At 70.8% G+C, this 14,347-nt stretch carries 12 protein-coding genes; 8 read left to right on the top strand and 4 right to left on the bottom strand.

Features of this window, described 5'->3' with window-relative positions:
- The first annotated feature begins 362 nt into the window (after nt 1–362).
- Nucleotides 363–2,135 carry a biotin carboxylase N-terminal domain-containing protein gene (locus BFN33_RS30970; RefSeq protein WP_069763453.1) on the top strand — a complete coding sequence of 591 codons (1,773 nt, stop codon included), beginning with the start codon at nt 363–365 and terminating at the stop codon, nt 2,133–2,135.
- Between the two features lie 371 nt (nt 2,136–2,506).
- Here the strand turns inward: BFN33_RS30970 and BFN33_RS30980 are convergent, their stop codons facing one another.
- Both BFN33_RS30980 and BFN33_RS30985 read right to left on the bottom strand, forming a co-directional pair.
- Nucleotides 2,507–3,469 (bottom strand): DeoR/GlpR family DNA-binding transcription regulator, encoded by a 963-nt coding sequence (locus BFN33_RS30980; protein WP_079141088.1) that lies wholly within the window; start codon nt 3,467–3,469, stop codon nt 2,507–2,509.
- A 166-nt stretch (nt 3,470–3,635) separates the two neighbouring features.
- Entirely contained in the window at nt 3,636–5,084 is a 1,449-nt protein-coding gene (locus BFN33_RS30985) for an NAD(P)H-quinone dehydrogenase (RefSeq protein ID WP_069763455.1), read from the bottom strand.
- A gap of 97 nt (nt 5,085–5,181) precedes the next feature.
- On the opposite strand from BFN33_RS30985, the gene BFN33_RS30990 reads away from it, so the two are divergent.
- From BFN33_RS30990 to BFN33_RS31000, 3 genes are all read left to right on the top strand, one after another.
- The gene (locus BFN33_RS30990) at nt 5,182–5,619 is read left to right on the top strand and encodes a gamma-glutamylcyclotransferase (RefSeq protein WP_069763456.1); all 438 of its coding nucleotides are present in this window, start codon (nt 5,182–5,184) and stop codon (nt 5,617–5,619) included.
- A 113-nt stretch (nt 5,620–5,732) separates the two neighbouring features.
- Entirely contained in the window at nt 5,733–6,557 is an 825-nt protein-coding gene (locus BFN33_RS30995) for a purine-nucleoside phosphorylase (protein ID WP_069763457.1), read from the top strand.
- Nucleotides 6,558–7,066: 509 nt separating this feature from the next.
- Nucleotides 7,067–8,698: a phospho-sugar mutase gene (locus BFN33_RS31000; protein ID WP_069763458.1), complete on the top strand. Its 1,632-nt coding sequence runs from the start codon at nt 7,067–7,069 to the stop codon at nt 8,696–8,698.
- Nucleotides 8,699–9,034: 336 nt separating this feature from the next.
- Here the strand turns inward: BFN33_RS31000 and BFN33_RS31005 are convergent, their stop codons facing one another.
- A complete protein-coding gene (locus BFN33_RS31005; protein WP_069763459.1) occupies nt 9,035–9,706 on the bottom strand; it encodes a PH domain-containing protein in 672 nt (223 codons plus the stop codon).
- Nucleotides 9,707–9,816: 110 nt separating this feature from the next.
- Between BFN33_RS31005 and deoC the strand changes: the two genes are divergently transcribed.
- The 3 genes from deoC to BFN33_RS31020 are packed head-to-tail and all read left to right on the top strand — an operon-like array spanning nt 9,817 to nt 13,098.
- Complete coding sequence (gene deoC, locus BFN33_RS31010; RefSeq protein ID WP_069763460.1) at nt 9,817–10,776, top strand: deoxyribose-phosphate aldolase; 960 nt, start codon at nt 9,817–9,819, stop codon at nt 10,774–10,776.
- A 5-nt stretch (nt 10,777–10,781) separates the two neighbouring features.
- Nucleotides 10,782–12,218: an aldehyde dehydrogenase family protein gene (locus tag BFN33_RS31015; protein ID WP_069763461.1), complete on the top strand. Its 1,437-nt coding sequence runs from the start codon at nt 10,782–10,784 to the stop codon at nt 12,216–12,218.
- A complete protein-coding gene (locus tag BFN33_RS31020) occupies nt 12,211–13,098 on the top strand; it encodes an aldehyde dehydrogenase family protein (protein ID WP_069763462.1) in 888 nt (295 codons plus the stop codon). Before BFN33_RS31015 ends, BFN33_RS31020 begins: the two co-directional genes overlap by 8 nt.
- Nucleotides 13,099–13,179: 81 nt before the next feature.
- On the opposite strand, the gene BFN33_RS31025 is transcribed toward BFN33_RS31020, so the two are convergent.
- The gene (locus tag BFN33_RS31025; protein WP_069763463.1) at nt 13,180–13,569 is read right to left on the bottom strand and encodes a hypothetical protein; all 390 of its coding nucleotides are present in this window, start codon (nt 13,567–13,569) and stop codon (nt 13,180–13,182) included.
- Nucleotides 13,570–13,630: 61 nt separating this feature from the next.
- Between BFN33_RS31025 and BFN33_RS31030 the strand changes: the two genes are divergently transcribed.
- Nucleotides 13,631–14,335, top strand: a complete 705-nt coding sequence (locus BFN33_RS31030) for a uridine kinase (protein WP_079141089.1) — start codon at nt 13,631–13,633, stop codon at nt 14,333–14,335.
- The last annotated feature ends 12 nt before the right edge of the window (nt 14,336–14,347 follow it).

A 14,347-nucleotide genomic window follows, 5' to 3' on the forward strand; every position in this document is an offset into this window, starting at 1 on the left:
GTCCCCACCCACTTTCGAGCCATGCTCCGGTTACCAGACGTACGTTCAATACAGCGCGAACGCTACTAACGGGTAAACCCGGGGACAAGGGTTCGGCCGCGGGCAAAGATTCATTGGGCCATTCGTAGGGACTCCACAAAGAAACGGAGTGGTCCGCAGCACGCTCTCACAGAGACCTTGGCCACAGAGGAGGGCTAGGGTTTCCGGGAGGAGTCCTGCGTAACGAGGTGCGACAAGGGATTTCGCGTGTCGGGCAAGCCCCGCATCACGCTCCGTGTGGGGAAGCTCACCACTGGGGATGGGTCGAAGAGACGTGTCGGCAGTCCCTAAACTCGGCTTGTTTCAAGGAGGGAGCCTCAATCGTGCGCAAGGTGCTCATCGCCAATCGTGGCGAAATCGCTGTCCGCGTTGCCCGGGCCTGCCGGGATGCCGGTATCGCGAGCGTGGCCGTGTACGCCGACCCGGACCGGGACGCTCTGCATGTCCGCGCCGCGGATGAGGCGTTCGCCCTGGGCGGTGACACCCCGGCCACCAGCTATCTGGACATCGGCAAGGTCCTGGGTGCCGCACGCGAGTCGGGCGCGGACGCCATCCACCCCGGCTACGGATTCCTCTCCGAGAACGCCGAGTTCGCGCAGGCGGTCCTGGACGCGGGTCTGATCTGGATCGGGCCGCCCCCGCAGGCCATCCGCGACCTCGGTGACAAGGTCGCCGCCCGGCACATCGCCCAGCGGGCCGGCGCCCCCCTGGTGGCCGGCACCCCCGACCCGGTCTCCGGTGCCGAGGAGGTCGTCGCCTTCGCCCAGGAGCACGGCCTGCCGATCGCCATCAAGGCCGCCTTCGGCGGTGGCGGACGCGGCCTGAAGGTCGCCCGCACCCTCGAAGAGGTCCCCGAGCTCTACGACTCCGCCGTGCGTGAGGCGGTCGCCGCGTTCGGCCGCGGCGAGTGCTTCGTCGAGCGCTACCTCGACAAGCCCCGCCACGTGGAGACCCAGTGCCTGGCCGACACCCACGGCAACGTGGTCGTCGTCTCCACCCGCGACTGCTCGCTGCAGCGCCGCCACCAGAAGCTGGTCGAGGAGGCCCCCGCGCCCTTCCTCTCCGACGCCCAGGTCGCCGAGCTGTACGCGTCGTCCAAGGCCATCCTCAAGGAGGCCGGCTACGTCGGCGCCGGCACGGTGGAGTTCCTGGTCGGCATGGACGGCACGATCTCCTTCCTGGAGGTCAACACCCGCCTCCAGGTGGAGCACCCGGTCACCGAGGAGGTCGCCGGCATCGACCTGGTGCGCGAGATGTTCCGCATCGCCGACGGCGAGGAGCTCGGCTACGGCGATCCCGAGCTGCGCGGCCACTCCTTCGAGTTCCGCATCAACGGCGAGGACCCGGGCCGGGGTTTCCTGCCCGCGCCCGGCACCGTCACCCGCTTCGAGGGGCCGTCCGGCCCGGGTGTGCGCCTGGACGCCGGTGTCGAGTCCGGCAGCGTCATCGGTCCCGCCTGGGACTCCCTGCTGGCCAAGCTCATCGTCAGCGGCGCCACCCGCGAGCAGGCCCTCCAGCGCGCCGCCCGCGCCCTGGAGGAGTTCCAGGTCGAGGGCATGGCCACCGCGATCCCCTTCCACCGCAAGGTGGTCACCGACCCGGCGTTCGCCCCGGAGCTGACCGGCTCCGCCGACCCGTTCACGGTCCACACCCGCTGGATCGAGACCGAGTTCGTCAACGACATCAAGCCCTTCTCCGCTCCCACGGAAGCGGAGGCCGACGAGGACGCGGACCGCGAGACGATCGTCGTGGAGGTCGGCGGCAAGCGCCTGGAGGTCTCCCTGCCGGTCTCCCTGGGCATGTCGCTGGCCCGCACCGGCCTCGCCGCCGGGGCCAAGCCCAAGCGCCGCGCGGCCAAGAAGTCCGGCCCGGTCGCCTCCGGCGACACCCTCGCCTCGCCGATGCAGGGCACGATCGTCAAGATCGCCGTCGAGGAGGGCCAGGAGGTCAAGGAGGGCGACCTCGTCGTCGTCCTCGAGGCCATGAAGATGGAACAGCCCCTCAACGCGCACAGGGCCGGCACCATCAAGGGCCTGACGGCGGAGGTCGGAGCGTCGATCACCTCCGGCGCCGCGATCTGCGAGATCAAGGACTGAGCAGTCGTACGACATTCGAGGCGCCCGGCGGACTGAAGCACTCAGTGCGCCGGGCGCCTCGTTTTCCCCGTCTCCCGAGACGGTGACCCACGGGGCTGGCGCCCAACCGGTGCCGTGGCCGACCAGGGCGAGGCCGACGCAGCCGAAGGCGACGGCCGCCGTGCCGAAGGACAGCGCGGTCAGAGCCGCGATGCCGATCACGTCCGGCCGCGTCGAGCGGCGTGGACAGGATCAGCAGCCGGGCGGCCAGGCCGGGATCACGCGGCCGCGCAGCAGGGCGACACCGAGCAGGATCGCGCCGACGACGTGCGCGGCGACGACGTAGCGGATCGGGCCGTTCACCACAGCCAGTTCGTTGACGCCGTCGGCGATCAGCGTCGCCGAAGATCCGCCACCCGTGCCCGCTCCGCACCCTGAATCGGGTCACCCAGGGATGTGGCCGTGCGGAGGCCGGGGCCCGGCGAGGGGACCTGACCGCGGCGGGGCCCCGGCAGGGGCACGTCCCGACGCTGTTGCTGCCGCGCCGGGACCTGATCACCCCCCGGTGCTCCCGACGCGCCGGCCACGGCGATCTGCACCCCCTGGTCGGCGAGCGCCTGGAGTTCCGTAGCGGCCCGGTCGTCGTGGGCCGGGGGCTCGTCGGTGACAAGCCGGGTGATGAGGTCCGTCGGCACGGTCTGGAACATCGTGTCCGTACCGAGCTTGGTGTGGTCGGCGAGGACCACGACCTCCGCGGCGGCCTGCACCAGAGCCCGGTCCACGGACGCCGACAGCATGTTGGACGTGGACAGACCGCGCTCTGCGGTGAGCCCGCTCCCGGAAAGGAAGGCCCGCGAGACCCTCAGGCCCTGGAGCGACTGTTCCGCTCCCGAACCCACCAGGGCGTAGTTGGAACCGCGCAGAGTGCCGCCGGTCATCACGACCTCCACCCGGTTGGCATGGGCGAGTGCCTGAGCCACCAGAAGGGAATTGGTCACGACGGTCAGCCCGGGAACCCGGGCGAGCCGGCGAGCCAGCTCCTGCGTGGTGGTACCCGCCCCCACCACAATGGCCTCGCCTTCTTCGACGAGACCCGCGGCGAGATCGGCGATGGCCGTCTTCTCGGCGGTCGCGAGATGCGATTTCTGCGGAAAGCCGGACTCTCGCGTGAACCCGCCCGGCAATACCGCACCGCCATGCCGGCGGTCGAGGAGTCCTTCTGCCTCCAGTGCGCGCACGTCCCGCCGTACGGTCACTTCGGAGGTCTGGACGACGCGGGCGAGCTCACGGAGCGATACAGCCCCGTTGGCTCGCACCATTTCGAGGATCAATTGGCGACGTTCTGCAGCGAACACGAAACTGACAGTAACGCCAACGACCGTCTGCTTTCAGCTGTTTGCGCCGAATAGCAGAAGATGTTCGCACGCCAGGGCGCGAAGTGGTATAGGGCCTAATCCCCCCGCCTATGCCGCGCGAATGGTCGACAACTCCCTGTGACCAGGCAGGAATCGCTTTCGGCCGTCAGGCTCCGCCGGTCTCCTTGCGCGTGTGCAGCTGCCGCGCCACCTCGGCGATCGACCCCGAAAGGGACGGGTAAACGGTGAAAGCGTTCGCGATCTGTTCGACCGTCAGATTGTTGTCGACCGCGATCGAGATGGGATGGATCAGTTCCGAGGCGCGGGGCGCGACGACGACACCGCCGACGACGATCCCGGTCCCCGGCCGGCAGAAGATCTTGACGAACCCGTCGCGGATGCCCTGCATCTTCGCGCGCGGGTTGCGCAGCAGCGGGAGCTTCACGGACCGGGCGTCGATCTTGCCGCCGTCCACGTCCGCCTGCGAGTAGCCGACGGTGGCGATCTCCGGGTCGGTGAAGACGTTCGACGAGACCGTCTTCAGGTTCAGCGGGGCCACCGCGTCACCGAGGAAGTGGTACATGGCGATGCGCCCCTGCATGGCGGCCACGGAAGCCAGCGCGAACACCCCGGTCACGTCACCGGCGGCGTACACGCCGGGAGCCGAGGTCCTGGACACCTTGTCGGTCCAGATGTGCCCGGACTCGCGCAGCTTGACGCCCGCTTCCTCCAGCCCCATCCCGGCGCTGTTCGGAATGGCACCCACGGCCATCAGACAGTGCGACCCGCTGATGACCCGCCCGTCCGCGAGCGTGACCTCGACCCGGTCCCCGACCCGCTTGGCGGACTGCGCCCGAGTACGCCCCATGACGTTCATGCCGCGCCGCCGAAAGACGTCCTCCAACACCGCCGCCGCGTCCGGGTCCTCCCCGGGAAGCACGCGGTCCCGCGACGAAACGAGCGTCACCTTGGAACCCAGCGCCTGATAGGCGCCGGCGAACTCGGCACCGGTGACACCGGACCCGACCACGATGAGCTCTTCCGGCAGCTCGGTGAGGTCGTAGACCTGGGTCCAGTTGAGGATGCGCTCGCCGTCGGGCTGGGCGTCGGGCAGCTCACGGGGATGCCCGCCGGTGGCGATGAGCACGGCGTCGGCGACGAGCGTCTCCTCGCTCCCGTCGACGGCCCGCACCACGACCTTCCGCGACCCGTCGAGGGCCTGCATGCCCGCGAGGCGCCCACGCCCGCGCAGCACCCGGGCACCGGCACGCGTCACGGAGGCGGTGATGTCGTGCGACTGGGCGAGGGCGAGCCGCTTCACACGCCGGTTGACCTTGCCCAGGTCGACGCCCACCACCCGGGCCGCCTGTTCCAGCGGTGGGGTGTCGTCGGCGACGATGATCCCCAGTTCCTCGTACGACGAGTCGAAGGTCGTCATGACCTCGGCCGTAGCGATAAGGGTCTTCGACGGCACGCAGTCGGTCAGCACCGACGCTCCGCCCAGGCCGTCGCAGTCGACGACGGTCACCTCCGCGCCGAGTTGGGCGGCCACCAGGGCCGCCTCGTATCCGCCGGGTCCGCCACCGATGATCACGATCCGAGTCACGTACTCCATTGTCCCGCACGACCCGAGGTGCTACGGCCCCGGGGGCCACCCCGAGATGCCACTGTTACGGGAGAGACGCCGGGGACGACTGCCGTACCCTCGACCCATGTCGCTCTACGCCGCCTACGCCGGCAACCTCGACGCGCGGCTGATGACCCGCCGCGCCCCGCACTCGCCGATGCGCGCCACGGGGTGGCTGAACGGGTGGCGGCTGACCTTCGGGGGCGAGCACATGGGCTGGGAGGGCGCACTCGCGACGATCGTCGAGGACCCCCTCTGCCAGGTGTTCGTGGCGCTCTACGAGATCGCGCCCGCCGACGACGACTCGATGGACCGCTGGGAGGGCGTGGGCCTGGACATCTACCGCCGCACCCGCATCCGCGTCCACACCCTGGAGGGCGAGGAGCAGGCCTGGACGTACGTCCTGAACGGCTACGAGGGCGGCCTGCCCTCCGCCCGCTACCTGGGCGAGGTGGCCGACGCGGCGGAATCGGCGGGCGCGCCCCACGACTACGTGATGGAACTCCGCAAGCGCCCCTGCTGAATCACACAGGTCACCGGCGTCACAGAGTTGGTTGGAAACGACAAGACAACGATCGCCATCCCGTCAGCTCTGTCATCTACGCGCGTAGGCCCGGACCGGCTACCCTCATCCGCGTGAACGCATCTCTTCTTCCGGACGACATCCAGGGCGACCCGCATGCCGCCGCCGACGCCGCCGCCGCGCGCCTGCGCGAACTGACCGGCGCCGAGACCCACGACGTCGCCCTCGTGATGGGCTCGGGCTGGGCACCGGCCGTGGACGCCCTCGGTGCCCCCGACGCCGAGCTCCACGTCACCGAGCTGCCCGGTTTCCCGCCGCCGGTGGTGGAGGGGCACGGCGGCAAGATCCGCTCGTACAAGATCGGCGAGAAGCGTGCCCTGGTCTTCCTGGGCCGCACGCACTACTACGAAGGCCGCGGTGTCGCCGCCGTCGCCCACGGGGTCCGCACCGCCGTGGCCGCCGGCTGCAAGACCGTCGTCCTCACCAACGGCTGCGGCGGCCTCCGCGAGGGCATGCGCCCCGGCCAGCCGGTCCTGATCAGCGACCACATCAACCTCACGGCGACGTCCCCGATCATCGGCGCGAACTTCGTGGACCTCACCGACCTCTACTCGCCCCGGCTGCGTGCCCTGTGCAAGGAGATCGACCCCACCCTGGAGGAGGGCGTCTACGCCCAGTTCCCCGGCCCGCACTACGAGACCCCGGCCGAGATCCGCATGGCCCGCGTCATCGGCGCGGACCTGGTGGGCATGTCGACGGTCCTCGAAGCGATCGCCGCGCGCGAGGCGGGGGCGGAGATTCTGGGTATCTCGCTGGTGACGAACCTCGCCGCGGGCATGACGGGCGAGCCCCTGAACCACGAGGAGGTTCTCCAGGCGGGCCGTGACAGCGCGACGCGGATGGGTTCACTGCTGGCGCAGGTGCTGGGCCGGATCTGAAGGAACGCGGTAGGGGGTGCCAGGTGATGTCGTAGGGCGGCTGCGGGCCCGTTGTGGCTGGTCGCGCAGTTCCCCGCGCCCCTAGGGAGTTGCAGTCACCTGCGCCACGACGGACCGATCCCCACCTCACGCACCACGACGGACCACTCGCCGCACCGCAAGCTAACGACGAACCGTCCGCCGCACCGCCCACCACGACGAACCGTCCGCCGCACCGCCCGCCACGATGGGCGGGCAGCCGCGTACGGCGCGAAGGGGCCGGGGTGGGGGGTGTCCGCCCGCAGCGGCCGGCGTCCGTTACAGGGCACTGTTGAAGCAGCCGAGCCGCCGGACCGAGGACGGACACCCCCCACCCCGGCCCCGACCCACCCACCGAACCCCACGCGCTACACCCGCCCCCACCGGGGCCGAAACAGGCCGCCGCAGGCACCCAGGGGCGCGGGGAACTGCGCAAAAAACGCCCGCCCCCACCGACCCCGCACACAACGACAACGAGAGGCTGACGCACCGTGCACGACGACCTCATCGCACGGGCCAGGACCTGGCTCGCCGAGGACCCCGACCCGGACACCCGCGACGAGCTCGCGAAGCTCATCGAGTCCGGCGACGTCACCGAACTGACCGCACGCTTCAGCGGCACCCTCCAGTTCGGCACCGCCGGCCTACGCGGCGAACTCGGCGCAGGACCGATGCGCATGAACCGCACGGTCGTCATCCGAGCCGCCGCCGGCCTCGCCGCATACCTCAAGAAGCACGGCAGCACAGACGGCCTCGTGGTCATCGGCTACGACGCCCGCCACAAATCGGAAGACTTCGCGCGGGACACGGCAGCCGTGATGACCGGCGCCGGCCTCAAAGCGGCGCTCCTCCCCCGCCCCCTCCCCACCCCCGTCCTCGCCTTCGCCATACGGCACCTCGGCGCGGTGGCAGGCGTAGAGGTCACCGCCAGCCACAACCCGCCCCGCGACAACGGCTACAAGGTCTACCTCGGCGACGGCTCCCAGATCGTCCCGCCCGCCGACGCGGACATCGCCGCCGAGATCGCGGCGATCGCGAGCCTGAACGACGTCCCCCGCCCGGACGCCGGCTGGCAGACCCTCGACGACGCCGTCCTGACCGCCTACCTGGCCCGCACGGACGCCGTACTGGCCGAGAACTCCCCCCGCACCGCCCGCACCGTCTACACCGCGATGCACGGCGTGGGCAAGGACACTCTCCTCGCCGCCTTCGACCGCGCCGGCTTCCCCGCCCCGGAACTCGTCGCCGAACAGGCCGAGCCCGACCCCGACTTCCCGACCGTCGCCTTCCCCAACCCGGAAGAGCCCGGCGCGATGGACCTGGCCTTCGCGAAGGCCCGCGAGACGAACCCCGACCTGATCATCGCGAACGACCCCGACGCGGACCGCTGCGCGGTAGCCGTCAAGCGGGACGACACCTGGGGCATGCTCAGCGGCGACGAGGTGGGCGCCCTCCTCGCCGCGCACCTCGTGGCCCGCGGAGCGCACGGCACCTTCGCGGAGTCGATCGTCTCCTCCTCGCTCCTCGGCAGGATCGCCGAGAAGGCGGGCCTTCCCTACGAGGAGACCCTCACCGGCTTCAAGTGGATCGCCCGGGTGGAGGGCCTGCGCTACGGCTACGAGGAGGCCCTCGGCTACTGCGTGGACCCCGAGGGCGTTCGGGACAAGGACGGCATCACCGCGGCCCTGCTCATCACGGAGCTCGCCTCCGGGCTGAAGGAACAGAACCGCACGCTCCTCGACCTCCTCGACGACCTCGCAGTGGAGCACGGCCTGCACGCCACGGACCAGCTAGCGGTCCGCGTGGAGGACCTGTCGGTCATCGCCCGGGCGATGGAGCAGCTCCGCGAGCACCCGCCGACCGAGCTCGCGGGCCTGGCCATCACGAGGGCCGAGGACCTGACGCGGGGCACGGACAGGCTCCCGCCCACCGACGGCCTGCGCTACACCCTCACCGGCGCCCGGGTCGTCGTCCGTCCGAGCGGCACCGAGCCGAAGCTGAAGTGCTACCTGGAGGTGGTCGTCCCGGTAGCCACCCACGCCGGCCTCCCGACGGCCCGCACCAAGGCGACCGCCCTCCTGACCACCATCAAGCGGGACCTGTCCGCAGCGGCAGGAATCTGAACCTGCCAAAACCTGAACCCACAGCCGCCCCGCCGAGGTACGACTCCGCCGGGTGGCCGCGGGGCTGTGGCCGAGGGGCGGCCCCCACCCGAGCCGCCCCTCACCCGTTCAGCCGCGCCCCGCCGACGTGCCCCTCCACCACCTGACCGCGGCCTGCCACACCGTCGCGACAGACGTCACACCACACCACGTGGCACCCCGAGACGCGTCAACAAAGCACCACCAGGACGGCCACCCGTTCAGCCGCCCCACCGAGGGACGGCTCCACCACCTGACCGCGGCCTGCTACAACGGCGCGCAGACGTCACACCACGCCCCCCCGCCCCCCGAACCGCCTCACCCAACCGCCGCCAGGATCGCCAGCAGCACCGCCCCGGCCACCGCCGGCCCCGCGATCTCGTACGCCCACCGCACGGTCACCTCGCCCTGGGAGGTCTGCGCCTTCCCCCGGGCCTCCAGCATCTCGCGCAGCTCGTCGATGATCTTGTCGGTCTCGGCGCGGGCGGGCCCCTCCGGGACGGGCGTACGGCCGCCGAAGCCGTCCGGCTGCATGCCGCCGCCGAACAGGCCGAGGCCCCTGCTTGCACCACGCCCCGACGACTGCCGGGCACTCTGCTGGGCCGTCTGCCGTGCCGCCTTCTTGCGGCCGCGCAGGGAGACCGGGATCGCCCACAGCTGGTACTTGGCGCCGGACTTGACGAGCACCTCGTTCGAGTAGCCGGAGCGGAGCATCTCGACCTCGCCCCACGGCACGACGATCACGCGGAAGGGGTTGCGGATGCGCAGGCGGTCGTGGTTCGCGAAGACGGCCGGGCGCAGGGTGAAGGCGACCACCAGCGGGACGACGAGGATCAGGGTGGCGAGGGCCAGCCAGGGGGTGCGGCCGGTGCCGGAGACGACGGCGTCGATGCCGAGCCAGCCGATGATGACGAGGACGAGGGAGCCGCCGATCAGTGCCATGGGTGAGCGGTAGATGCGGTCCCTGGACTCGGGGGGTGCGGTCGTCATGAGGCCGATCCTAAGCGCCGCCCCGGTTCGTGTCGGTGTGCGGGTGCCATCGGAATCCGCACACCGGGCTGTACAGCCGCTACGCGCGTAGATATGCTCGTCTGGTGACCATGCCCACCACTGCATCAGCCGCACACCCGCTCACGGACGTGACCGCGTCCGACAGCACGCTGCGCCGGTTCCTTCACGGGCTGCCCGGCGTGGACGCGGTCGGCCTGGAGGCGCGTGCCGCCTCTCTCGGTACGCGTTCCATCAAGACGACCGCGAAGGCGTACGCCATCGACCTCGCCATCTCGATGGTCGACCTGACGACGCTGGAAGGCGCGGACACCCCGGGCAAGGTCCGGGCGCTCGGCGCCAAGGCGGTCCGTCCCGACCCGACCGACCGGACGACCCCCGCCACGGCCGCCGTCTGTGTCTATCCCGACATGGTGCCCGTGGCGAAGGAAGCCGTGGCCGGTTCCGGCGTGAAGGTCGCCTCCGTGGCCACCGCGTTCCCGGCCGGGCGCGCCGCCCTCGAGGTGAAGCTGGCCGACGTGCGCGACGCCGTGGCCGCGGGCGCCGACGAGGTCGACATGGTCATCGACCGCGGGGCGTTCCTCTCCGGCAGGTACTCGAAGGTGTACGACGAGATCGTCGCCGTGCGCGAGGTCTGCGGTACGGACGCCCGGCTCAAGGTCATCTTCGAGACCGGCGAGCTGTCGACGTACGACAACATCCGCCGCGCGAGCTGGCTCGGCATGCTGGCCGGCGCGGACTTCATCAAGACGTCGACCGGCAAGGTCGCGGTGAACGCGACCCCGGCGAACACCCTGCTGATGCTGGAGGCGGTGCGTGACTTCCGTGCGCAGACCGGCATCCAGGTCGGTGTGAAGCCGGCCGGCGGCATCAGGACGTCCAAGGACGCCATCAAGTTTCTCGTACTGGTCAACGAGACCGCCGGCGAGGACTGGCTGGACAACCACTGGTTCCGCTTCGGCGCCTCCTCGCTTCTGAACGACCTGCTGATGCAGCGTCAGAAGCTGGCCACCGGCCGCTACTCCGGCCCCGACTACGTGACGGTGGACTGATCACCATGGCTTCCGTATTTGAGTACGCACCGGCGCCCGAGTCCCGCTCCGTCGTCGACATCGCCCCTTCCTACGGCCTGTTCATCGACGGCGAGTTCGTGGAAGCGGCCGACGGCAAGGTCTTCAAGACCGTCTCGCCGTCCACCGAGGAGGTCCTCTCCGAGGTCGCCCAGGCCGGTTCCGAGGACGTGGACCGCGCGGTGAAGGCCGCCCGCAAGGCCTTCGAGAAGTGGTCGGCGCTGCCCGGCTCCGAGCGCGCCAAGTACCTGTTCCGCATCGCCCGGATCATCCAGGAGCGCAGCCGCGAGCTCGCCGTCCTGGAGACCCTGGACAACGGCAAGCCCATCAAGGAGACCCGCGACGCCGACCTCCCCCTGGTCGCCGCGCACTTCTTCTACTACGCGGGCTGGGCCGACAAGCTGGAGCACGCCGGGTTCGGCGCTGCCCCGAAGCCCCTCGGCGTGGCCGGCCAGGTCATCCCCTGGAACTTCCCGCTCCTGATGCTGGCGTGGAAGATCGCCCCGGCGCTGGCGACCGGCAACACCGTCGTCCTGAAGCCGGCGGAGACCACTCCCCTGTCGGCGTTGTTCTTCGCGGACATCTGCCGCCAGGCCGGCCTGCCCAGGGGTGTCGTCAACATCCTTCCGGGCTACGGCGACACGGGCGCCGCGCTCGTCGCGCACCCGGACGTCAACAAGGTGGCCTTCACCGGCTCCACCGCCGTGGGCAAGGAAATCGCGCGGACCGTCGCCGGCACCCGCAAGAAGGTCACGCTCGAACTGGGCGGCAAGGGCGCCAACATCGTCTTCGACGACGCCCCGATCGACCAGGCGGTGGAGGGCATCGTCACCGGCATCTTCTTCAACCAGGGCCAGGTCTGCTGCGCGGGCTCCCGACTCCTCGTCCAGGAGTCGATCCAGGACGAGCTGCTCGACTCGCTCAAGCGCCGGCTGTCCACCCTCCGCCTCGGCGACCCGCTCGACAAGAACACCGACATCGGCGCGATCAACTCCGCCGAGCAGCTGTCGCGGATCACCTCGCTCGTCGAGAAGGGCGCGGCCGAGGGCGCCGAGCCCTGGTCCCCGGAGTGCGAACTCCCCTCCTCCGGCTACTGGTTCGCCCCGACGCTCTTCACGAACGTCACCCAGGCGCACACCATCGCCCGCGACGAGATCTTCGGCCCGGTGCTGTCGGTCCTCACCTTCCGCACCCCGGACGAGGCCGTCGCCAAGGCCAACAACACCCAGTACGGCCTGTCGGCGGGCATCTGGACGGAGAAGGGTTCGCGGATCCTGGCGGTGGCGAACAAGCTCCGGGCCGGGGTCGTCTGGTCCAACACGTTCAACAAGTTCGACCCGACGTCGCCGTTCGGCGGCTACAAGGAGTCGGGCTTCGGCCGCGAGGGCGGCCGCCACGGCCTGGAGGCGTACCTCGATGTCTGACCGTCTGTCCGTCCTCAAGACCTACAAGCTGTACGTCGGGGGCAAGTTCCCCCGCTCCGAAAGCGGCCGGGTGTACGAAGTGACCGACTCCAAGGGCAAGTGGCTGGCGAACGCGCCGCAGTCCTCCCGCAAGGACGCCCGTGACGCGGTCGTGGCCGCACGCAAGGCGTTCGGCGGCTGGTCCGGCGCGACGGCGTACAACCGGGGCCAGGTCCTCTACCGCGTCGCGGAGATGCTGGAGGGCCGCAAGGCGCAGTTCGTCCACGAGGTGGCCGACGCCGAGGGTCTGTCCAAGTCCAGGGCCGCCGAGCAGGTCGAGGCGACGATCGACCGCTGGGTCTGGTACGCGGGCTGGACCGACAAGATCGCCCAGGTGGTGGGCGGCGGGAACCCGGTGGCGGGCCCGTACTTCAACCTGTCCTCCCCCGAGCCGACGGGTGTGGTGGCCGTCCTGGCCCCGCAGGAGTCGTCGTTCCTGGGCCTGGTCTCGGTGGTCGCCCCGGTGATCGCCACGGGCAACACGGCGATCGTGGTGGCGAGCGAGAGGTCCCCGCTCCCGGCGCTGTCCCTGGGCGAGGTCCTGGCCACCTCCGACGTCCCCGGCGGCGTGGTCAACGTCCTCTCGGGCCGTACGGCGGAGATCGCGGCCCCCCTGGCGTCCCACCAGGACGTCAACGCGATCGACCTGGCGGGCGCCGACGAGGTTCTCGCGAAGGAGCTGGAGATCGCGGCGGCGGACAACCTGAAGCGCGTGCTGCGTCCACAGCCTGTGGACAACTGGACGGCGTCGCCGGGCATCGAGCGCCTGACGGCGTTCCTGGAGACGAAGACGGTCTGGCACCCGACGGGTTCTCTGGGGGCCTCGGGCTCGTCGTACTGACCCGTCCGCACCGCGGAGCCGCGCCTCCCCTCCGTCCGGGGGGAGACGCGGCTCTCCGCCGAAGCGGCCTTCGTCCCAGGGTCAGTTGACCGGCAGCCCCACCACCTGCCCCACCACCGGCATGCTCCCGATCGACGGCGCCTGCGCGACGGGCGCCAGCAGCGCCCGCGAAGCGATCGGCTGGGAGTCGCCGAGCGCCACCCCGTTGTCCAACGGGTCCGCGCCCGTCCCCGCCAGCGGGTTCGGCTTGAAACCGGCGACCGGGCCGGTGACGTAGCCGACCGAGCCGGTGAGCGACCGCACCCCGGCCTGCGGGTCGAGGTTGCCCAGCGAGGTGGGCCGGGCGCCCACCATGCCGACGACCGGCTCGGTGTCCGCGGCGGCCACCCCGGCGCCTGCGCCGAGTGCGACACCCGCGGTGGCGAGGGCGGTGAGCGTGCGCCGGGCTGTCGGGTTCGCGTGTCGTGCCATGTGTTTCTGCCACCTTTTCCGTGCACTGGGTAAGCGTGTCGACACGAAGGGTAGTTGAGGTGTGACGCACGCTTCAAAGCCAACCCGCGGGGTCGATGAACGGCAGGTGAATGCCCCACACTGGTGTCCCGTGAGCTCCCAACCGCCCATACCGACGCGAGTCGTGCTGCTCTGCGGCCCCTCCGGCTCCGGCAAGTCCCTTCTCTCGGCCCGTTCCGGTCTTCCGGTTCTCAGGCTCGACGACTTCTACAAGGAGGGCGACGACCCGACGCTGCCGCTGGTGGCGGGGAGCTCGGACATCGACTGGGACGACCCCGGGTCCTGGGACGCGGACACCGCGGTGGCGGCGATCGTCGAACTGTGCCGCACGGGTCGTACGAAGATCCCGGTCTACGACATCTCGCTGAGCGCCCGCACCGGCGAGGAGGCGGTCGACATGGGCCGGACCCCGCTGTTCATCGCGGAGGGCATCTTCGCCGCGGAGATCGTCACCCGCTGCCGGGAGCTCGGCGTGCTGGCCGACGCGCTGTGCCTGAGCCGGGGCCCGGTGCGCACGTTCCGCCGCCGGTTCCTGCGGGATCTGCGCGAGGGCCGCAAGTCGGTGCCGTTCCTGCTGCGCCGCGGCTGGCGGCTGATGCGCCTGGAGCGCTCGATCGTGGCCCGCCAGACCGCCCTGGGCGCCCACCCCTGCGACAAGGACGAGGCCCTGACCCGCCTGACCGCCGCGGCAACGGGTCACCGACCGGCGGCGACTGCGGCCACCTGAGCGGCCCGGCCG

It is taken from the genome of Streptomyces sp. LUP47B, assembly GCF_001746295.1.
GTDB lineage: Bacteria > Actinomycetota > Actinomycetes > Streptomycetales > Streptomycetaceae > Streptomyces.

Bases quoted from the DNA above. Each gene is read 5' to 3' on its own strand.
- BFN33_RS30985 (WP_069763455.1), bottom strand. From the start codon at position 5,084: ATGGAGTACGTGACTCGGATCGTGATCATCGGTGGCGGACCCGGCGGA.
- BFN33_RS30990 (WP_069763456.1), top strand. From the start codon at position 5,182: ATGTCGCTCTACGCCGCCTACGCCGGCAACCTCGACGCGCGGCTGATG.
- BFN33_RS31005 (WP_069763459.1), bottom strand. From the start codon at position 9,706: ATGACGACCGCACCCCCCGAGTCCAGGGACCGCATCTACCGCTCACCC.
- deoC (WP_069763460.1), top strand. From the start codon at position 9,817: ATGCCCACCACTGCATCAGCCGCACACCCGCTCACGGACGTGACCGCG.
- BFN33_RS31015 (WP_069763461.1), top strand. From the start codon at position 10,782: ATGGCTTCCGTATTTGAGTACGCACCGGCGCCCGAGTCCCGCTCCGTC.
- BFN33_RS31020 (WP_069763462.1), top strand. From the start codon at position 12,211: ATGTCTGACCGTCTGTCCGTCCTCAAGACCTACAAGCTGTACGTCGGG.
- BFN33_RS31025 (WP_069763463.1), bottom strand. From the start codon at position 13,569: ATGGCACGACACGCGAACCCGACAGCCCGGCGCACGCTCACCGCCCTC.